The 18,968-nt window shown below is 72.3% G+C and carries 17 protein-coding genes; 9 read left to right on the top strand and 8 right to left on the bottom strand.

Features of this window, described 5'->3' with window-relative positions; translation table 11 throughout:
* Positions 1-63: 63 nt before the first annotated feature.
* Positions 64-1,566 carry a cell wall metabolism sensor histidine kinase WalK gene (locus DEJ32_RS06660; protein WP_110900763.1) on the bottom strand — a complete coding sequence of 501 codons (1,503 nt, stop codon included), beginning with the start codon at positions 1,564-1,566 and terminating at the stop codon, positions 64-66.
* A gap of 28 nt (positions 1,567-1,594) precedes the next feature.
* Positions 1,595-2,272 (bottom strand): response regulator transcription factor, encoded by a 678-nt coding sequence (locus DEJ32_RS06665; RefSeq protein ID WP_110823845.1) that lies wholly within the window; start codon positions 2,270-2,272, stop codon positions 1,595-1,597.
* A 205-nt stretch (positions 2,273-2,477) separates the two neighbouring features.
* Between DEJ32_RS06665 and DEJ32_RS06670 the strand changes: the two genes are divergently transcribed.
* A complete protein-coding gene (locus DEJ32_RS06670) occupies positions 2,478-2,795 on the top strand; it encodes a hypothetical protein (RefSeq protein WP_110823846.1) in 318 nt (105 codons plus the stop codon).
* Positions 2,796-2,809: 14 nt separating this feature from the next.
* Here the strand turns inward: DEJ32_RS06670 and DEJ32_RS06675 are convergent, their stop codons facing one another.
* Complete coding sequence (locus DEJ32_RS06675; RefSeq protein WP_258365722.1) at positions 2,810-3,871, bottom strand: aromatic acid exporter family protein; 1,062 nt, start codon at positions 3,869-3,871, stop codon at positions 2,810-2,812.
* A 79-nt stretch (positions 3,872-3,950) separates the two neighbouring features.
* Here DEJ32_RS06675 and DEJ32_RS06680 point away from each other — a divergent pair, with 79 nt between their 5' ends.
* Both DEJ32_RS06680 and DEJ32_RS06685 read left to right on the top strand, forming a co-directional pair.
* The gene (locus DEJ32_RS06680) at positions 3,951-5,192 is read left to right on the top strand and encodes an aminoglycoside phosphotransferase family protein (RefSeq protein WP_181420602.1); all 1,242 of its coding nucleotides are present in this window, start codon (positions 3,951-3,953) and stop codon (positions 5,190-5,192) included.
* Positions 5,193-5,714: 522 nt separating this feature from the next.
* Positions 5,715-7,841, top strand: coding sequence for a DEAD/DEAH box helicase (locus tag DEJ32_RS06685; RefSeq protein ID WP_110900715.1), 2,127 nt, complete (start codon positions 5,715-5,717; stop codon positions 7,839-7,841).
* A 139-nt stretch (positions 7,842-7,980) separates the two neighbouring features.
* On the opposite strand, the gene DEJ32_RS06690 is transcribed toward DEJ32_RS06685, so the two are convergent.
* Positions 7,981-8,253, bottom strand: coding sequence for a mycoredoxin (locus DEJ32_RS06690; RefSeq protein ID WP_110824018.1), 273 nt, complete (start codon positions 8,251-8,253; stop codon positions 7,981-7,983).
* Between the two features lie 68 nt (positions 8,254-8,321).
* On the opposite strand from DEJ32_RS06690, the gene DEJ32_RS06695 reads away from it, so the two are divergent.
* From DEJ32_RS06695 to DEJ32_RS06705, 3 genes are read left to right on the top strand one after another with little or no spacing between them, the layout of a single operon-like run.
* Positions 8,322-8,654, top strand: a complete 333-nt coding sequence (locus DEJ32_RS06695; RefSeq protein WP_110890540.1) for a PadR family transcriptional regulator — start codon at positions 8,322-8,324, stop codon at positions 8,652-8,654.
* A complete protein-coding gene (locus DEJ32_RS06700) occupies positions 8,651-9,481 on the top strand; it encodes a hypothetical protein (protein ID WP_110900716.1) in 831 nt (276 codons plus the stop codon). Before DEJ32_RS06695 ends, DEJ32_RS06700 begins: the two co-directional genes overlap by 4 nt.
* Positions 9,478-11,007, top strand: coding sequence for a CYTH domain-containing protein (locus tag DEJ32_RS06705; protein ID WP_110900717.1), 1,530 nt, complete (start codon positions 9,478-9,480; stop codon positions 11,005-11,007). The genes DEJ32_RS06700 and DEJ32_RS06705 overlap by 4 nt, the downstream gene beginning before the upstream one ends.
* Before the next feature lie 70 nt (positions 11,008-11,077).
* Here DEJ32_RS06705 and DEJ32_RS06710 read toward each other — a convergent pair whose 3' ends face one another.
* Entirely contained in the window at positions 11,078-13,249 is a 2,172-nt protein-coding gene (locus DEJ32_RS06710; RefSeq protein ID WP_110900718.1) for a S9 family peptidase, read from the bottom strand.
* A gap of 236 nt (positions 13,250-13,485) precedes the next feature.
* Here DEJ32_RS06710 and DEJ32_RS06715 point away from each other — a divergent pair, with 236 nt between their 5' ends.
* Entirely contained in the window at positions 13,486-14,025 is a 540-nt protein-coding gene (locus DEJ32_RS06715; RefSeq protein WP_110900719.1) for an RNA polymerase sigma factor, read from the top strand.
* A complete protein-coding gene (locus tag DEJ32_RS06720; RefSeq protein WP_146234094.1) occupies positions 14,015-14,857 on the top strand; it encodes a hypothetical protein in 843 nt (280 codons plus the stop codon). The genes DEJ32_RS06715 and DEJ32_RS06720 overlap by 11 nt, the downstream gene beginning before the upstream one ends.
* Before the next feature lie 108 nt (positions 14,858-14,965).
* Here DEJ32_RS06720 and DEJ32_RS06725 read toward each other — a convergent pair whose 3' ends face one another.
* Positions 14,966-16,294 (bottom strand): Fic family protein, encoded by a 1,329-nt coding sequence (locus tag DEJ32_RS06725; protein WP_110900721.1) that lies wholly within the window; start codon positions 16,292-16,294, stop codon positions 14,966-14,968.
* A gap of 143 nt (positions 16,295-16,437) precedes the next feature.
* Here DEJ32_RS06725 and DEJ32_RS06730 point away from each other — a divergent pair, with 143 nt between their 5' ends.
* Positions 16,438-17,640, top strand: a complete 1,203-nt coding sequence (locus DEJ32_RS06730; protein WP_110890547.1) for an amidohydrolase — start codon at positions 16,438-16,440, stop codon at positions 17,638-17,640.
* A gap of 57 nt (positions 17,641-17,697) precedes the next feature.
* Here DEJ32_RS06730 and DEJ32_RS06735 read toward each other — a convergent pair whose 3' ends face one another.
* Positions 17,698-18,588 (bottom strand): aminodeoxychorismate lyase, encoded by an 891-nt coding sequence (locus DEJ32_RS06735; RefSeq protein WP_110900765.1) that lies wholly within the window; start codon positions 18,586-18,588, stop codon positions 17,698-17,700.
* Positions 18,589-18,608: 20 nt separating this feature from the next.
* Complete coding sequence (locus DEJ32_RS06740; protein WP_110823852.1) at positions 18,609-18,959, bottom strand: tryptophan synthase subunit alpha; 351 nt, start codon at positions 18,957-18,959, stop codon at positions 18,609-18,611.
* Positions 18,960-18,968: the final 9 nt, after the last annotated feature.

Here is an 18,968-nt window from a genome sequence, read left to right on the forward strand (position 1 = left end):
CGCACCGCTGGTGACGACACACCGGGAGCCTGTGACGCGCACCGACCGCCGCTTCCGTCCGGGTCAGTGCGCTGCGCGCACCGCCGGAGCGTCCCGCACCTCGGGCACCCGAACGGTCACCTCGAGCCCACCCGTCGGCAGGTTGCGGAGGGCCGCCGTGCCGCCCGCCCGTTCCGCCACCGCCCGAACGATCGCGAGCCCGAGGCCGGACCCGCCCGGCATCGGGACCCCGCCGGTGGTCGGGTCCGGGTCGCGGCGGGAGGTGCGGGCCTCGTCGGGTCGGGTGAAGCGGTCGAACGCGACCGGCACGAACGACTCCGGGACGCCGGGGCCGTCGTCCGTGACCTGCAGCACCCCCTCGCCGGAGGCGGCCCGCCAGCTGACGAGCACGGTGCCTCCGCGGGGGAGCGCCGCGACGGCGTTGCCGGCGGTGTTCGTGACGAGCTGTGCCATGCCCCCGGTGTCGAGCCGGTACCGCGGCTCGTCGGAACCGTCGGAACCGTCGGCCACGGTCGGCGGTTCGAGTTCGAAGTCGACGGTGACGTCCTTCGCGCTCGCGATGAGCCGCACCCGGTCGACGGCGGCCATCACCTCGTCACCGAGGTCCGACCAGGTCGTGGCGGACTGCGGGGCACCGTCGGCCGCGCGGCGCTCCGACTCCTCGATCCGCGAGAGCGTGAGCAGGTCGTTGGCCAGTCGGGAGAGCCGGGCGACGCTGTTCTTCGCCCGCTCGATGTGCGCGGCGAGTGCGCGGGCGTCATCCCGGTCGAGCGCGGCGAGGTCGAGCTGCGTGGTGAGGATCGCCAGCGGTGTGCGGAGCTCGTGGCTCGCGTCCGAGACCATTTGTCGTTCGCGTTCGGTGGCCTGTCGCGTCCGCGCCAGGAAGGCGTTGAGGGTCGTCGCGAGCGAGGCGAGTTCGTCCTGCGCCGGGCCGACCGGCAACTCGGCACGTTCGGGGGCGACGGACAGCCGCTCGGCTTCGCGACGCATCCGGTTGACCGGACGGAGTGCGGTGGTGGCCAGCACCCACGACGCGACGCCGAAGGCCAGGAGGATCGCCAGACCGGTGAAGGACAGCGTCGTGGTGAGTTCGTCGACGACGATCGCCTCGGCCTGCGAGTTGCGGGCAGCGACGACGGTCCAGCGACCGGCCTGGTTCACCGGGTGTTCGACGACCACGCGGTACTGGGACCCGCCGAGCTCGACGACCGAGGTGCCGGCCGGCGTCGTCCGCAGACTGCCGAGCGACTGCTCGAGGCGGCGCGGCATCGAGGACAGGGTGATCTCACCGGTGGGGGAGACAACGGCGACGAACTGGGCGTTGCCGGGTGGTGAGAGGTTCGGGTCGCTGTCGACCTCGAGCGTCGCGACGTACGGGTCCGTGTCGGCGTCGAGCAGGGTCTCGGTGGCGCTCGCGACGACGTTGACCACCTGCAGGCGCATCACGAGCACGAGCAGGGCGATGACGACGGCGGCGATGACGGTCGACCCGATCGTGATCCGGGCGCGCAACGACAGCGACCGCAGTCGGGACGGTCGGCGCCCGGCCACCCGCCCCGCGGTCACGCCGCCGTCCGACCGCACCACGCGGTCGTCAGGCCGTGACGAGGTCGAGCCGGTAGCCCCGGCCGCGCACGGTGCTGATGGCCACGGTGGCCTCCTGCGCGACGAGCTTCTTCCGCAGGTAGGAGATGTACTGCTCGACGACGTTCGGGTCGACGTGCTGCGAGCCGTCCCAGACCTCCTCGAGGATCTTCGGCCGGTCGACGACGGTGCCGACCGAGCGCGCGAGGAGGCGCAGCAGGGCGAACTCGGTGGGGCTCATCGCGACCCGCTGCCCCTTGACGGACACGCGACGGGCCTCCGAGTCGATGGAGACGTCCCCGACCTCGATGGTGCGCGGGGCGCCGGTCGGCTCGCGACGCCCCAGGGCCCGCAGACGTGCGGTGAGTTCGGCGAAGGCGAAGGGCTTGGTGAGGTAGTCGTCCGCGCCCGCGTCGAGCCCGAACACACGGTCGTCGACGGCGTCCCGCGCGGTCACGAGCAGGATCCGGACCGGGTCCTCGCGCTCGCGGACGCGCCGCGCCAACTCGAAGCCGGACATGCCGGGCATCATCACGTCGACCACGGCGATGTCGTAGGGCTGCTCGCCCAGGGCGATGAGTGCCTCCACACCGTTCTCGACCGCGGTGACGCGGTACCCCTCGGCGGCGAGCCCGCGCTCCATGAGCGCGCGCATCTCGTCGTCGTCCTCGACCACCAACAAGCGCATCTGGACCTCCTGCGACCATCGTGGCACCGAACGCGGACCGCGTGGGCGGTTCCGTCGTCACGACGCCTGAGCAGCGACACAGCCGACCGGTGCGGGCTGCGGTCAGTGGACACCCGAGACTGACGGGTACTGACGGTACCCCCTTCGTTGCTATGCTCCGCCTCGGACGCTGCACCCGACAGACCGTCCTGTACTTGGGGGAAGCATGCACGACCCGGACCTTCCGGAGATCGTCCGCCTGCGCGCCGAGCTCGACTCCGCCTGGAAGGGCGTCGTCGGCCTCGGAGCGCTCGACGGACCACACCGCGACCGCGTGGTCGCCGACCTGCGCACGGCCGTGCCGGACAGCGCCGGTCGCGCAGCACGGGCGGTCGGACCGGAGGCGGTGGTCGCCGAGATCGGCCGTTTCGCCGACGTGGAGATGGGCACCTCGGACCCGACGTGGCCCGCAGCCGACGTCTGGCGCGAGGTGCTGTCCACCGCCACCGAGGCCGCACGGGCAGCGGGCGAGCGGGTCTGCTGAACCGGGGGTCGGCGTCAGTCGTCCTCGCCGAGGAGTTCCTCGCGCACGCGTCGGACGTCCTCGAGCAGTGCCCCGATGAGCACCCAGTGCCGGGAGTTCGGCCGGACCACCGCGAGCGGGGCCGTCAGGGCGTGCTCGAGCCTGGCGTCCTCCGGGCCGTCGTCGAGTTCACCCGGCGTCAGCCGCGCTGACTCCACCTGTGCACCGAGGCGTCGGACGTCGGCGCCGATCCGGGCGACCTCGGTGGCGATCCGACCGACCATCGGGTCGGCCCGCAGGTCGGGGGCGGTGTTGTCCCGGACGGCACGGGTCATGCCGGTCACGCGCGTGACGAGGACCCGGAGGTGTTCGGCGACCGCGACGTCCCGCTCGAGGATCGTGCGGTGCCGGCCGCCACGCGGGTTCATCGTGAGGGAGTCGCGCGCCGACGTCAGCGCCGCCTCGGTCCTGCCGTGCTGCTGGCGGAGTGCGCGGGCCTGGCGGAGTGCCTCGTCCCACCGTCCGGCGTCCCACCCCTCGGTCAGTCCGACGGCGATCCGCTCGAAGGCGGCGGCCGTGTCCCGGGCGAGCCGCGCGACCGCCAGGTGCGCGGGTTCGATGAGCACCGGCGGGACGATGACGGCGTTCACCGCGAGGGCGACGACCGCGCCGACCACGGTCTCGAGGATCCGGTCGGCCGAGTAGTTCGGCGTGACGACACCCGCGGTGAGCACGAGCATGCCGCTGATGCCGACCTGCGTCGCGGAGGTCGGTGTGAGCCGCAGTGCCCAGGCGAGCAGGATCGCGAGGACGACGACGAGCAGGACGACCGCGACGGCGTCGCCGAGGAGCAGGTGCACCCCGGTGGCGAGCACCACGCCGAGCAGCACGCCCGCGCTCCGCTCGAGGCCCTTGACGAACGACTGGTTGATGCTCGGCTGGACGACGAGCAGGGCGGCGATCGCGGCGAAGGTCGGGAAGGGCCCGCGGATGAGCAGTTCGCACAGGAGCACCGCCGCGACCACCGCCACCGCGGTCTTCACGACCTGCAGGAAGGGTGTGCGACTCGAGCTGCGGAGGGGCGCGACCGGGTTCACGCTCCCACGGTAGCCACGAGCCGCACGCCGAGCCGGGCACGAACGCGACGGATCCCCGGTGACACGGTTGACTGTGGACGTGTGGCCGAACCATGAGCGAGTCATCCCCGAGGCCTTCGCGGGGTCCGGGACGACGGTCGTCGCCGCGCGCGCTCACTCGGTCGAGCCGTCCGGCAACGGCTACCTGTACGGCTACGAGGTGGACACCGTCGACCGGGCCGGCCAGCGCGCCACCGTCCTGACCTACGTCGACACCGGTGGCACCCACGACCAGAACAGCGCCATCGTCACCGACCCGACGACCGGCGACCCGGTGTCGGTGTGGGCCTACCCGAACGACCCGGGCCTCCCGGTCCTGCCGCAGGTGACGTACCGCGACGCCGTTGCGGAGCTCCTCACCACGCTCGGGCTGCCGGTGACGAACCCGACGCTGACGGTCGCCGCGTACCGACCGGGGAAGCGCGCCGTCGTCCGCGTGGACGCCCCGGAACGGACCCTGTTCATCAAGATCGTCCGTCCGCACCGGGTCGCCCCGATCGTCCGGACCCACGAGCAGTTCGCCGCCGCCGGCCTCCCCGTGCCGCGGGTGCTGGCGAGCCGCGGCGACGGACTGCTCGTCCTCGAACTCGTCCGCGGCGTGCCCGCCGGCAGCCGGATCACCGACATCGCCGACGACCCGCGGTTCGTGGCGTCCCTCGCCGCGCTCACCGGGCGTATCGCCACGGTGCCGATGACGCAGCAGGCCCGGGCCGACGCGATGGACCACGCCGACTGGCACCGTCGGACGCTGACGACCGCGCTCCCCGGCGACGCCGAGGAGATCGACCGGCTGTACGACGCCATCGGCCGCCGCTCCATCGGGTGGGCCGCGGGCCAGAAGCAGGTCGTGCACGGGGACCTGCACCTCGAGCAGGTGTTCGTCGACGAGGACGAGCCCTGGCGCATCTCCGGCCTGCTCGACATCGACACCGCCGGCTGGGGACACCCGGTGCGGGACATCGGCGCCGTGGTCGCGCACCTCGTCGTCACCGGGCTCTGGCACCGGTCGCGCGAGGACGCCGAGCGTGGGGCCGCCGCCGAGCGTCTCGCCGACGCCGTCGCCCGCGACTGGGTCGCCCGCAACCCGCAGGAGGCCGAGCGCATCGGACCCGCCATCGGCGCGCAACTCCTCGCCCACGCCGGCGGCCAGGCCACCACCGGGTCGGCGAACGGCATCGCGACGGCGGAGCAGCTGCTCGCCGCGACGCGGGCCGCCCTGGCGGAGCCGGCCCCGAGCCTCCCGTCCGGTTCCGGCCGTCCGCGGTCCGCGCCGCGCGTCTGACCAGCGGTCCCGACGAGGACGGCTCCGGCTGCGGTCCGGGAGGCAGCGCCGCCGCGCATCGACGGCGACCGGCCGGGAGGCCCGCCACGCGCGGAGGGCGGGGAGTCGCCTCCGACGTCGGCTGGGGAGTAAACTGACCGCGCACGCACCGCGTGCTCGCATGTCGCGTCGATTCCTGCCGCGACGACCGGTCGCCTGACCGGTGCGGGTGCCGGATCCGCGTCGTCCGGGTTCGGACCTCCTGGGGTGGGCCTCTCATCGAGGCGTGGCCCTCCGGAGGGCGGAGCTCTCCGGGGGCACAGTTCCGGGACGACGCGTGCGTGCGACGGCGCCTGACCTCCCGCGCAGGCCGTTCCATCGACCACCGGTCCTCACCCTGGGCCGTGCGATGCGGTCAGCCGGACGATCCGGTGCGCTCCGGGCCACGGCGGCCCGGGGAGGACCCGGGTGCGACGGACGCACCGACACGACTTCCGCCCGTACCGGGTGGCTCGCCCCGACGAGGGCGGAACAGGAGGAGCCTTGGCTCGATCAGGTACCCGCCGCGCTGCCGGTGGCACGCGGACGGCGTCGCGCCGGACCCGGCCGCTCGACAACGACGGCCTCATCCCCGTCCTCGCCCGTGCCGTCCGCGAGGTCGAGGCCGCCGCGCAGCGCGGAGCCCTCAAGGCCACGAACCGCACGAAGTTCCAGGCAGTGGCGCTGCTCATGCGTGAGGAGCGTGCCCGCGTGAAGGCGGACACGACGCTCACCGACGCACAGCGTGCCGAGCAGCTCAAGCGCCTGGACGGCGTCGCGACGATCCTGGCGAAGACCGCCGCCCGGGACACCAGCGTCATCCAGCTCCTGACCGAGGAGGCCGCGGTCTCCGAGGCCACCCGCACCGTGAAGCGCGACATGATGATCGCCGCCGGCATGGAGCTCCAGCCCGAGGACCTCGTCATCGCGGCCGAACCCACCGCGGCGGTGGAGACCCCCGAGCGTGCCGTCGTGCCGCAGGCGGTCGTGCAGCGCCAGCTCGCCAACCCGTTCCTGCCGCCGGACTTCGCGCTCGCCGACCAGCCCGTCGCCCATCCCCGCCGGCTGGCGAACTGGGAGCTCTTCGGTCCGCTGTTCAAGTCGTTCGAGTACGGCGCCGGCGGGGGAGCAGCGTCCATGCCGCTGCCCGAGCCCGCGTCGCTGCGCACCCCCTCCGGTGTGACGCTGATGAAGCACCAGGCCGAGCTCGTCACCTCCGCCGCGCAGGGACACCGCACCTTCCTGCTCGCTGACGAACCGGGTCTCGGCAAGACCGCGCAGTCGCTCCTCGCGGCGGACGCGGCCAAGGCCTTCCCGCTGCTCGTCGTCGTCCCGAACGTCGTCAAGACGAACTGGGCGCGCGAGGCCGAGCGCTGGGTGCCGAACCACCGCGCGACCGTCATCCACGGTGACGGGCAGGACCTCGACGGCTTCGCCGACATCCTCATCGTCAACTACGAGATCCTCGACCGGCACGTCGGCTGGCTCGGCACGTTCGGCTTCAAGGGCATGGTCGTCGACGAGGCGCACTTCATCAAGAACAAGGAGTCGCAGCGCTCGAAGTACGTGCTGCAGCTCGCCGAGAAGATCCGGGAGCGGACGGCGAACCCGCTGCTCATGGCCCTGACCGGTACCCCGCTCATCAACTCCGTCGAGGACTTCCGCACCATCTGGGAGTTCCTCGGCTGGATCGACGACAAGAAGCCCCGCGCGCAGCTCATGAACGAGCTCGAGGAGATCGGGCTCACCCCGGCCGACCAGGGCTTCTTCACCGAAGCGCGGAAGGCCGTGATCGACCTCGGCATCGTCCGACGGCGCAAGGTCGACGTCGCGGCGGACATCCCCGCCCGCCGGATCGCCGACATCCCCGTCGAGCTCGACGGCGACGAGGGCCGCTCCATCCGCGACGCCGAGCGCGAGCTCACCGCGAAGCTCGTCAAGCGGTACCACCAGGCGCTCGCCGCCCGCACTGGCCAGGACCCGGTGGTCGGCATCGACGAGAAGCTCGTCCGCCAGGTCGCCCGCTGGGAGCTCGAGGACCAGGACGCCTCGTCCACCGGCGAGAACGTGTTCTCCATGGTGCGGCGCATCGGCCGGGCCAAGGCGCAGCTCGCGGCGGACTACGCGGCGCAGCTCGCCTCGAACGTCGGCAAGGTGGTGTTCTTCGCGAAGCACCTCGACGTGATGGACCAGGCCGAAGAGGTCTTCGCCCGTCGGCACCTGCGCACGGCGACGATCCGCGGCGACCAGACGCCGGCGCAGCGCACGGCCGAGATCGACTCGTTCGTGAACGACCCGGACGTGGCCGTCATCGTCTGCTCGCTCACCGCGGCGGGTGTCGGGCTCAACCTGCAGGTGGCGTCCAACGTCGTCCTCGCCGAGCTGTCCTGGACGAGTGCCGAGCAGACGCAGGCGATCGACCGCGTACACCGCATCGGGCAGGAGGAGCCGGTCACCGCGTGGCGCATCATCGCCGCGCAGACGATCGACACGAAGATCGCCGAGCTCATCGACAGCAAGGCCGGACTCGCGGCCCGGGCGCTCGACGGCTCCGACGAGGAGGTCGTCGACTCCGGCGACATCCAGCTCGACGCCATGGCCGCGCTGCTCATGGACGCGCTCAGCCGCTAGCGCTCGGTGCGGCGCTCGCTGCCCAGCCCCGGCGCCGTTCGGCACCGCACAACAGGAACCCGCTCGAACCACGGACGTCCGTGGTTCGAGCGGGTTCTCGTTGTGCTGGGCCAGCTCGCGCCGGGCCGCGCCGCGCGCGTCAGACGCGCGACTGGACCTCCGCCAGGGACGGGTTCGTCGCGGTGCTGCCGTCCGGGAACACCAGGGTCGGCACGGTCTGGTTGCCGCCGTTGACCTCGGCGACCAGCTCGGCGGTGCCCGGCGTCTGCTCGATGTCGACCTCGCGGAAGGGCACACCGGCCTTGGTCATCTGGTTCTTCAGCCGGGCGCAGTAGCCGCACCAGCTCGTGGTGAACATGGTGACGCCGCCGGCCTGGGGCACGAACGCGTCACGGGTGATCGTCTCGCTCATGTCCTCATTCTCGCCCTGCTCCCCGGGAGGCTCTTGACCGGGTTGTCCTACATAGCTAGGTTACGAGCATGGAACCGTTGCTCCGCGTCACCGCTCCGACGCTCGACGTCCTCACCGCCCTGCTCGCGGCAGAGGGCCCGGCCTGGGGGCTGCAACTCATCAAGGTGGTCGGACGGCCGTCCGGCACCGTGTACCCGATCCTCGAACGACTCGAGCGTCAGGGGTGGGTCGACTCCAGCTGGGACGACGACGCCGAGCGTTCCGGGCCCCGTCGCCGCCTCTACGAGTTCACCGCCGACGGGCGTCAAGCTGCGGACGAGCTCGTCGACGCTCGACGAACAGCCGACGCCGCAGCCACCCGTCCCGCACCGCGCCCGAGCACCCGGCCGGTGACCTCGTGACCGCGTTCAGCCGCGCCCTCGTCGCCGCCGCCGTGGCCATCTCACCCGCCGAGCACCGCCCGGTCCGGCGCGAGCAATGGCAGGCGGACCTGCGCGACGCGGCCGACTTCGGGCTCTCACCGACGGCGTTGGCCTTCGGCGCCTTCACCACCGCACTGTTCCACCGCCGAGGGGTTCGGCGTACCACCTGGGGAGAGACCATGACCACCGCACCGTTCTCGAAAGCGGCGACACCACACACCATCCGCACCGTCCCGGTGCTGGTCACGGTCGCCGTCCTGGCGATCCTGATGACCGGACCGTGGCTGATCCTGCAGCCCAACTACGGGTACGAGAGCGACCTCGACCGCACCGTCGGCGTGATCGGTTTCTGGCTCCTGTCGTACCTGGTCCCGGGCGCAGCGGTGACCGCGGCGGCCTTGCTCCTGCCCGGATCGAGTCCCGGTCGCCGTCGCCTCGGTGCCGCGTTGATCGCGGCCGCTGCGGTCGGTGCGGTCGTCACCCCGCTTGTCGTCCCGGATTCTGGTTGGCCCGTCAGCATCCTGCCGGCGGTGCTGCCGTCCCTCCTCGCGCTCGCCGGCTGGCTCGTCGCGATCGAGGCGCCACGACGCGGCTGGCTGCTCCTGCTCGTTCCGCTCGGAGTGGCGACCCTGATCGAGAGCGGCGCGCTGTGGGTGGTCGTCCCGATCCGGCTGCAGCCGTGCATCATCTCCCTGCTCGGGCTCGCCGTGGTCGTCGCCGGGCTCCTGGCCTGGCGAACCGCTCGGTCCAGCCGAGGCACCCGTGGTGAGGAGCATGCCGCCACCCTGGTAGACAGGACCGCGTGAGCGACACCCACCTCGAGATCGAGCGCACCTACGACCTGCCCGACGGAGCCCCGCTCCCCGACCTGATCGGCGTCGGCGGCATCATGCGGGCTGACCACCAGGAGCCGTTCGAGCTCGACGCCACCTACTGGGACACGCAGCGGTACGACCTCGTCGCCGCGCACGTCACCATCCGCCGTCGCACCGGGGGACACGACGCCGGCTGGCACATCAAGCGCGCCGAGTCCGACACCGTCCGGCACGAGCAGCACTTCCCGCTCACCGAGGACCCGGACACCGTGCCCGACGAGGTCCTCGCCGCCCTGTTCACCGAGCGTCGGGGCCGCGGACTGCACCCGGTCGTCCGCATCACCACCACCCGCACCGTCACCCGCCTGCTCGACGAGGACGGCGACCAGATCGCCGAACTCGCGGACGACCGGGTCGTCGCCGAACGGCTCGACGACGACGCTCCGGCCGACCCGCGCACCTGGCGGGAGGTCGAGGTCGAGACCGTCGGCGGTGTGGACGAACAGGTCGCTCACGAGCTCTTCGCCGCGCTCGACGGTCGGTTCGCGGCCGTCGGCGCCGGCCCCGCCGCCGTCGCGTCCAAGCTGGCACGCGGGCTCGCCGGAGCACCGGCACCGCGCCTCCAGACCGTCGACCGTCCCGAGAAGGGGACGACCGCGCGCATCCTCACGAAGCGTCTCGGGAAGCTGCGCTCCGCGCTGCTCGGCCAGGAGGCCCGGCTGCGCTCCGGCGAGAACGCTGAGCTCCGCGACGTGGCCGCGACGACGCTGGAGATCGCAGCGATCCTGCAGACCTACCGACCCGCGTTCGCCGCCGGTGACGCCGTCGACCGCGCCGTCGCCGGCGCCGACGCCCTCGCCGACGTGGCCGCCCGTGCCGCGCTCGCCGAGTACCTGGTCGAGCGGCTGCCGCGGGCGTCGACGCCGGCGCAGGACGCCCTCGTCGACGCCATGACCCGCGAACGCATCCTCGCCGCCACGCGCGAGCGACGCGACTCCGCGGTGCGGGACGTCGTCGCGGCGCTGCACGGGGAGCCGTTCCTGGAGCTCCTCGACGCCCTCGACGACGCCGTCGAGCGGCCCGCCCCGACCGAGTGGGCGCTCCGGTCGCCGAAGAAGGTCGCCCAGGACGTCACCGCAACGGTGAAGCCCCACGTCCGGGAGCTCGTGCGCGACGCCGTGGCCGACGACACCTCCGACACGGCGGCCGCACGCGAAGCAGCCGACCGGGCTGCGACCGAACTGGCCTGGCAGGGGACGATGCGCGCACGACTCGCGATGGACGTGCTCGGGGACGACGCCTTCCCGCACGCACTGTGGAAGCGCATCGGGACCGCCGCCGACGTCCTCACCGAGCGGGTGCGGTCGCTGTACGCACTCGACGCGCTCCGCACGCACTCCGGGATCGCCGATCGCGGAGGCGAAGGGACGTTCGGGTACGGCGTGCTCGCCGGCGACCGGGTCCGGCTGGCGGAGGAGTCCTACGACGAGGCGGTGCACGCGCTCAACCGCGTGTGACCGTCGGACACGACGACGGCGCGCACCCGGGTCGGGTGCGCGCCGTCGTCGTGTCGGTCGCGGGGTCCGCTCAGCCGGCCGCGATCGGGTTCGCCGTCGCGGCCGCAGGGGAGACGTCGGCCAGACCGAGGACGTCGAGCAACCAGGCCAATTCGAACGCCCGCTCCTTCCACGAGTCGTACCGTCCGCTGACGCCACCATGGCCGGCGGCCATCTCCGTCTTCAGCAGGACGGGAGCCCCGACCTCGCGGAGCTTCGCGGTCCACTTCGCCGGCTCGACGTACAGCACGCGGGTGTCGTTGATCGAGGTCACGGCGAGGATGCGCGGGTACTGCACGTCGTCGCGGACATTCTCGTACGGCGTGTACTCGCTCATGTAGCGGTAGACCTCGGCATCGTGCAGCGGGTCGCCCCACTCGTCCCACTCGATCACCGTGAGCGGCAGGTCCGGGTCGAGGATGCTCGTCAGCGCGTCGACGAACGGCACCGCGGCGAGGATGCCCGCGAACCGCTCGGGGGCCAGGTTCGCCACCGCGCCCATCAGGAGCCCACCGGCGCTGCCGCCCTCGGCCACGAGCTGGTCGGCGCTCGTCCGACCGCTGTCGATCAGGTGCTCGGCGACAGCGACGAAGTCCGTGAAGGTGTTCTTCTTCGTCAGGGTCTTGCCGTCCTCGTACCAGTGCCGGCCCATCTCGCCACCACCGCGGACATGCGCGACCGCGAAGACCACCCCGCGGTCGAGCATCGACAGGCGCATGACGCTGAAGCCGGGGTCGATCGAGTGCTCGTACGACCCGTAGCCGTACAGGTGCAGCGGCGCCGGGGCGTCCGCGTCGACGGCGTCCTTGCGCCACACCAGCGAGATCGGGACGCGGGTGCCGTCGGCAGCGGTCGCCCAGTCGCGCTCCTGCACGTAGTCGGCCGGGTCGTACCCGCCCAGCACCGGCTGCCGCTTCAGGACGGTCACCTGTCCGGTCGTCAGGTCGAGGTCGCTCACCTCGGACGGCGTCACGAAGGACGTGTACCCGAGGCGGAGGGTCGGCTGGTCCCACTCGGGGTTGCCGCCGAGTCCGGCCGAGAACAGTGCCTCGTCGAAGGGGACCTCGTGGGGTTCGCCGTAGCCGTCGCCCTCGATCGGGATGACGGCGATCCGGGGGAGCGCCTCGGACCGGTACTCAAGCGCGAGGTGCCCGGCGAAGGCGTCCACCGACTCGATGCGCCGCTCCTCGTGGTGCGGGACGACCACGCGGCGGTCGGAGGTCGAGGTCGGGTCGTCCGCGGGCACGTCGACCAGCTCGAAGTTCTCCGCGCCGTCGTTGTGCAGGACGAGCAGACGGTCGCTGCCCCCGACGATCGCGTGCTCGATCTCGTACTCCACGCCCTCGCGACGCGGCCACACCACACGGAACTCGCCCGTGGGGTCGGACGCGTCGAGGACGAGCGCCTCGGAGGTGATCTTCGACCCGAGCTCGATGACGATGTACTGCGACGAACGGGTGACCCCGACGCCGACCCAGTACCGGTCGTCCGGTTCCTCGAACACGACCACGTCGGCGTCCGCCGCGGTGCCGACCTCGTGCCGCCAGATGCGGTCCGGGCGCCAGGACTCGTCCACCGTCGGGTAGAAGACGTACCGCCCGGAGGGGTCGAACGTCGCGCCGGCTCCGGTGTTCGGGATGGTGTCGGGCAGGTCCTGCCCGGTCTCGAGGTCGCGGACGGCGAGCGTGTACCGCTCGTCACCCTCGACGTCGACGCCGTACACGAGGCGGCTGCCGTCGTCGCTGATGTCGTACGTGCCGAGCGAGAAGAAGTCGTGTCCGTCGGCGAGGGCGTTGCCGTCGAGGACGACCTCCTCGCCAGGGAGGGTGGCTGAGCCCTCGTCGAGGGACGGCGGCGTCCAGTCGTCCGGCCCGCTGATCGGGGCGCGGCACTGCACGCCGTACTGGCTGCCCTCGCTCGTGCGGGTGAAGTACCACCACTGGCCCATCCGCACCGGCACCGAGAGGTCGGTCTCCTGCACGCGGCTCTTCACCTCGTCGAACAGGCGGTCCCGCAGCGCACCGAGGTGCTCGGTCTGCGCTTCGGTGTACCGGTTCTCGGCCTCGAGGTACGCGACGGTGTCCGGGGACTCCTTGTCACGGAGCCATTCGTAGTCGTCGACGAAGTCGATGCCGTGGTGGGTCCGCGTCACGGGCCGCTTGGCGGCGGTCGGCGGGGTGGTCACGTCGTGCTCGCTGGTCACCGGCCCACCCTATGCGTTCGGGATGGAGGCCCGACCCCGGACGGAACGCTCGAGGCGCTCGATCCCGCCGGCATCGTCGGAGAGCGAGCCTCGTCGTGCTGATGCTCGCGCGGGATGCAGTCCGGTCCGTGGCCGGCCCCTCCGACACCACGTCGGCAGGAGGGGAGCTGGTCGGTTGCTCCGTCGCCTGTCATGATCGCGTCGTTCTCGACACTTCCAGGTGAGAGGGGGCATCAGTGGATGACGACACCGAAGCCGACGCAGCACTGGCTCGTCGGCTCGCGGACGGGGACCGGACGGCGCTGGCCGACGCGTTCGACCGGTTCGCGCCGACCCTGACGCGCTACGCGTGGGCGCTGGCCGACAGCCGGCAGGACGTCGAGGAACTCGTGCAGGACACCTTCCTCACGCTCTGGCAGAAGGCTGCCGGACTCGACCTGGCCACGAGTGCGCTGCTGCCGTGGCTGCTCGTGGTGTGCCGCAACCACGCCCGCAACCAGGCCCGACGCTCGGCGAAGAACCGCGGGGACGAGCTCCCCGAGGAGCTCGCGGCGCATCCGGGTGCCGACGAGGCCCGCGAACGCCTGCGCTGGGTCCGCGACGAGATCGCAGCACTGGCACCCACCGACCGACGCATCTGCGAGCTGTGCCTGCTCGAGGGCCACTCCTACGCCGAGGCCGCGCAGATCCTCGGCCTCAGCGTCGGGGCGGTCACCCAGCGGGTCTCCCGCTCGCGCGCACGACTGAAGAAGGCGGTGATGCACGATGAACACTGAGCCCCCCACCGGAGACGACCTGCAGCGGATGCTCGTCTCGATGAAGCACACGGTCCTCGACCGCGCCGAGGACCGTCGCCCCGCACCGCGCCGTCGCGGCCGACGTGCCGGTGTCGCGATCGGCGTGATCGCGCTGCTCGGCCTCGGCGCCACGAGCGGCGCTGTCGCCCTCGGGATGATCCCGCAGCCCTTCACGGCCTCGGCCCCCGCGCCGTCGCCCAGTCCCACCGGACCAGCGATGCCGAGCACGCCGGCAGCGGCACCGGTCCGGGAGATCCCCGACTCCACACCGACACCCACGGGCACGAAGGGCGCCTTCGCGCTCAACGACCCCTCCACGTGGACCATCTCCGGTTCTGAAGTCGGACCGATCGCGATCGGCGGTGAGTTCGAGGCCGAGGGCGACGACCTCCGCGTCGCTTACCGGTCGCTTCCACCAGGCGAAGGCTCGTGCACGGTACCGGGCACGTGGGCACGCGAGGGCTACTCGACCATCGAGCTCGCCTGGGAGGAGACGGAAACCTCCGGCGCCCTCGTCAGATCGGTGTCCGGCGTTCTGATCACGGCGGAGGACGGCGGTACTCCGACGAGCCTGGTGCCCGGCCCGACGACGGCAGCTGGGATCGGTGTCGGTTCGACGATCGGGGAGGTCCGTGCGGTGTACCCGACGCTGGTCAACTCGACGCCGGACTTCTCGGGCCCGGGGTCGATGTGGGACGTCACACGAGCTGACGGTGTACTGCGCTTCCAGGTCGGAACTGACGGGGAACACGTGAACGCCATCTGGGTCAGTACCGATCCGAACCGACCGATGGCCGTCTGTGGTGTCTGAATCGGCCGTTCCGCGGTCGAACTGGTCTCCTTCCAGGCTGTCGAGTCGAACGGTCCATCAGGAACCTCAGCTCGTGGATCGTGCGTCCACGACCGGTCTGTTGCTCCATCAGGACGACCCCGGTGCCGCTGCCGCCCGGATCCGCTCGGCGAGTGCGTCGAGTTCGGCCAGCACGTCGGCCGCGACCCACGCCCGGTCGCGCCGACGTTCCGTGACGGGGCGGAGCACGCCGGCCTCGACCAGCTCGTCGATCACCGCGTCGGTCCACGGCAGGTCCGCCGGGAGCGCTGCGCTCACCGCGGCCTCGGTCAGCACAGGATCGGCCAGGAGGACGCGGAGGAGGTCCGAGTGGTGTGTGACCCGCGGTCCGTGACCGGTCGGGCGGACCGCGCTCCGGTCGTGCTCGATCTCGTCGAGTCGGAGCGCGGCGAACTCGACCTCGTCGCAGACGACGCCGACCGCCCGCGCCGTCAGGCCGACGATCCCGTCGACGGCGCCGTCCCGGTAGCGCTCGAGCTCGGCGAAGTAGCCCGCTCGATCGGCGACCAGGGCGGCGGCCACGGGCACGACGAGCGCGGTCGTGACGCCACGCCGCCGCAGGACCGCGTTGACGAGCGCTCGTCCGATCCGACCGTTGCCGTCGGTGAACGGGTGGACGGACTCGAAGTGGGCATGGGCGATCGCGGCCTGCGCCAACGCGTCGACGTCGTCCCGCGCGAGGAACGCGAAGAGGTCGGCCATCGCGGCGGGGACGTCGTCCGCGGGCGGCGGCACGTACGCGGCGTCCCGGGGAGACACCCCGCCGCCGATCCAGTTCTGCACCCGACGCCACTGCCCGGCGGCGGGGCCGTCCACCGGGTCGTCCCGCATGAGCACCGCGTGGGCGTCGAGCACGGACCGCTCGGTGATGCTGCCCCGACCGGCGGCCGTGATCATCCCGCGCAGGGCGGCGGTCGCCCCGACCATCGCCGTGGCACTGCCGTTCGCGCGGATGCCGACGAGCGCCCGGGCGTAGTCGTCGAGCGTGGCGTGCTCCTCCTCGATCCGGGACGACGAGACCGCCTCGGTCCGGGCGAGCAGCAGGTCGAACGCGGCCGTGCGGTCACCGAGCCGGCGGTCGAGGTCCGCCAGGCGGTCGGTCGCGCGTGTCAGCAGAGCGGCGAGGTCGGGCGGCGCCACGTACGTCTGCTCCGCGATCGCGGGCGGCACCGCGCACCGCACCGAGCGTGTCATCCGGTCGGCGCGCGGCAGCCGCAGGTTGCTCCGCCACGGACGCGTGGTCGATCCGTGGCGTGGCCAAGCCCCCGCGGCACGCCCGCTCCCGGTCGCCGCGCGTGGTGCACCCGACGCCCCGGGACGGAGCGCCCAGTCCGCGCCGATCGTGTCCGTGCTGCCGATCGTGACTGTGCTGTCGGTCGTGTCCGTGGTGCCCGTCATGCTGCCTCCCGTTCTTCGCACCGGCCGACGGTAGTGGCGGTGCGGCCCGATCCGCGAAGAACCCGGATGTCGTGTGCACGGGCCGGGCCGGCGCGGTCGGCCCGACCCGTCCCGGTACGGGCACCGATCGGTACCGTTGTGGAATGACTGACAACACGTTCGTGATCACCGGTGCCCACGTCGTCCCCGTCGAGGGTGACGAGTTCGACGGCGGGGCGGTCGTCGTGCAGGACGGCCGGATCACCGCCGTCGGACCGGACGTCACCCCGCCGGACGGGCTGCCGGTCGTCGACGCCGCCGGTGCCTGGCTCCTGCCGGGCTTCGTCGAGGCGCACGGGCACGTGGGCATCCACGAGGAGGCGAACGGCTCCGCCGGGAACGACACGAACGAGATGACCGGCCCGAACATGGCGGCGGTCCGCGCGATCGACGCGGTCGACATCGAGGACGAGGGCTTCCGCGACGCCCTGTCCGGCGGCATCACGAGCATCGTCGTCAAGCCCGGCTCCGGCAACCCGATCGGAGGGCAGACGGTCGCGATCAAGACCTGGGGCGGCCGCACCATCGACGAACAACTCATCTCGGACAGCGTCAGCGTGAAGAGCGCCCTCGGCGAGAACCCGAAGCGCGTCTACGGCGAGAAGGGCCAGACGCCGTCGACCCGCCTCGGCGTCGCGAAGGTCATCCGCGAGGCCTTCCTGGCCGCCGACCACTACCGCGCTGCCCGCGACGCCGCTGCGCGCAAGGACGAGCCGTTCGAGCGTGACCTCACGAAGGAGACCCTCGCGCGCGTGCTCGACGGGGAGCTCGCCTGGGACCAGCACACCCACCGTCACGACGACATCGCGACGGCGATCCGCCTCGCCGAGGAGTTCGGCTACCGCCTGGTCGTGAACCACGGCACCGAGGCCCACAAGATCGCCGACCTGCTCGCTGAGAAGGGCATCCCGGTGGTCTACGGCCCGCTGTTCACGAGCCGGTCGAAGGTGGAGCTCCGTGACCGCGGCATCCCGAACCTCGCCACGATCGCGGCGGCCGGGGTCCGGGTCGCGATCACGACGGACGCCCCGGTCGTCCCGATCAACATGCTCGTGACCCAGGCCACGATGGCCGTCCGCGACGGGCTGCCCCGGCAGACCGCGCTCGAGGCGATCACCTCCGCCCCCGCGGACATCCTCGGTTTCGGCGACCGTGTCGGCCGCATCGCCGCGGGGTACGACGCCGACCTCGTCCTCTGGGACGGCGACCCGCTCGACGCAACCAGCCGCGCCCAGCGCGTCTGGATCGAGGGCCGCCAGGTCTTCGCCTACGTCGACGGTCAGGGCGTCACGACGCCGCGCTGGTGACACCGTGTCGGACGGGAGGCGCGGCGCACCCCCGCCCCGTGCCTCCCGTCCGACGCGTCAGTCCTCGCGCGCCAGCAGGAAGTCGTTGATGCGCTCCGTCATGCTGAGGTCCATCTCGATCCGCACCCCGTTGACGGTGTGGATCGGTGCCGCCTGCCGGATGCTGGAGACCAGCCACAGCGCGTCGGCGGCCCGCAGGTCGTCGAGCGTGACGAGCTCGTAGGCGGTCTCGATGCCCTCCTGCTCGGCGAAGCGGAAGACGTCGGCCTGCGTGGTGCCGTCGAGGATGCCGATGTCGGTGCGGGGCGTCACGAAGCGGCCGCCCACGGACATGATGAGGTTCGCGCGGGTGCCCTCGAGCACGTACCCGTCCGTCGAGACGAACAGCGCGTCGTCGGCTCCACGGCGGACGGCTTCCCGGAGTGCCGCCATGTTCACCGCGTACGAGAGCGTCTTCGCGCCCTGCAGCAGCCACGGGGAGGTCCGCTCGACGTCGTGCCGGTAGCCGCGGTCGAGCGTGACGACGCCGATGCCCTCGGTGCGGTCACGCGTCTGGTCGGCCGACGGCGCCGCGTAGACCCACCCGGTCGGACGCCCGAGGCCCTCGACGCCCCGGGTGAGCACGGTCTTCGCGTACGCCTCGCGCACCGGGTCGAGCCGGGCACAGACGGCCTCGATCGCCCGCCGCCACGCGTCGACGTCCGGTTCCGGCAGGTCGAGCTTGGCGGCGGAGCGGACGAAGCGGGCCAGGTGCGCCTCGAGCGCCTGCGGTCGGCCGTCGATGACCGTGATCGTCTCGAAGACGCCGTCCCCGCGGGTGAGCCCGAGGTCCATCACCTGGACGTGCTCCTCGAGCGGCTTCTCCCACGTGAAGGCGTCCGCCTCCGGGTCGTGCGGGGCTGCGGACCGCGAGGGCTGGTTCAGGACGGCGAGGACGGTGTCGGTCATGCCACCCATCCAACCCCAGGTCAGCGACCGCCGGGCAGCGCGTCCATGAGTTTCCAGACCGCCTGCGTCAGCTCGGGGTGCTGGAGCGCGATGCGACGGAGACGGTGGTACTCCTCGCCGTGTTCGGTGCCGTGACCGGAGGCCGGGTGCGCCGACCACTGGGAGCTCCGGCGGCCGATCCGGACGTCGACGTCCATGGCCTCGGCGCGGAGGATGAGCACGACCTGCTCGTCCACGGTCGGCAGCGTGTGCATGAAGTCCCACGGGTCGTCGCCCTGCCGGCAGCGGTGTTCGACGATGACCGAGATCTCCTCGGCGGCTTCGGCGCGCAGCACCTCGAGGCTGCGCCCCGCCCTCCGGGACTCAGCCATGACGCCCCC

It is taken from the genome of Curtobacterium sp. MCPF17_046 (assembly GCF_003224295.1).
Taxonomy (GTDB): domain Bacteria; phylum Actinomycetota; class Actinomycetes; order Actinomycetales; family Microbacteriaceae; genus Curtobacterium.

Excerpts from the sequence above, each read along its gene's own strand:
- DEJ32_RS06665 (WP_110823845.1), bottom strand. The coding sequence starts at position 2,272 with ATGCGCTTGTTGGTGGTCGAGGACGACGACGAGATGCGCGCGCTCATG.
- DEJ32_RS06670 (WP_110823846.1), top strand. The coding sequence starts at position 2,478 with ATGCACGACCCGGACCTTCCGGAGATCGTCCGCCTGCGCGCCGAGCTC.
- DEJ32_RS06690 (WP_110824018.1), bottom strand. The coding sequence starts at position 8,253 with ATGAGCGAGACGATCACCCGTGACGCGTTCGTGCCCCAGGCCGGCGGC.
- DEJ32_RS06695 (WP_110890540.1), top strand. The coding sequence starts at position 8,322 with ATGGAACCGTTGCTCCGCGTCACCGCTCCGACGCTCGACGTCCTCACC.
- DEJ32_RS06720 (WP_146234094.1), top strand. The coding sequence starts at position 14,015 with ATGAACACTGAGCCCCCCACCGGAGACGACCTGCAGCGGATGCTCGTC.
- DEJ32_RS06725 (WP_110900721.1), bottom strand. The coding sequence starts at position 16,294 with ATGACGGGCACCACGGACACGACCGACAGCACAGTCACGATCGGCAGC.
- DEJ32_RS06730 (WP_110890547.1), top strand. The coding sequence starts at position 16,438 with ATGACTGACAACACGTTCGTGATCACCGGTGCCCACGTCGTCCCCGTC.
- DEJ32_RS06735 (WP_110900765.1), bottom strand. The coding sequence starts at position 18,588 with ATGACCGACACCGTCCTCGCCGTCCTGAACCAGCCCTCGCGGTCCGCA.
- DEJ32_RS06740 (WP_110823852.1), bottom strand. The coding sequence starts at position 18,959 with ATGGCTGAGTCCCGGAGGGCGGGGCGCAGCCTCGAGGTGCTGCGCGCC.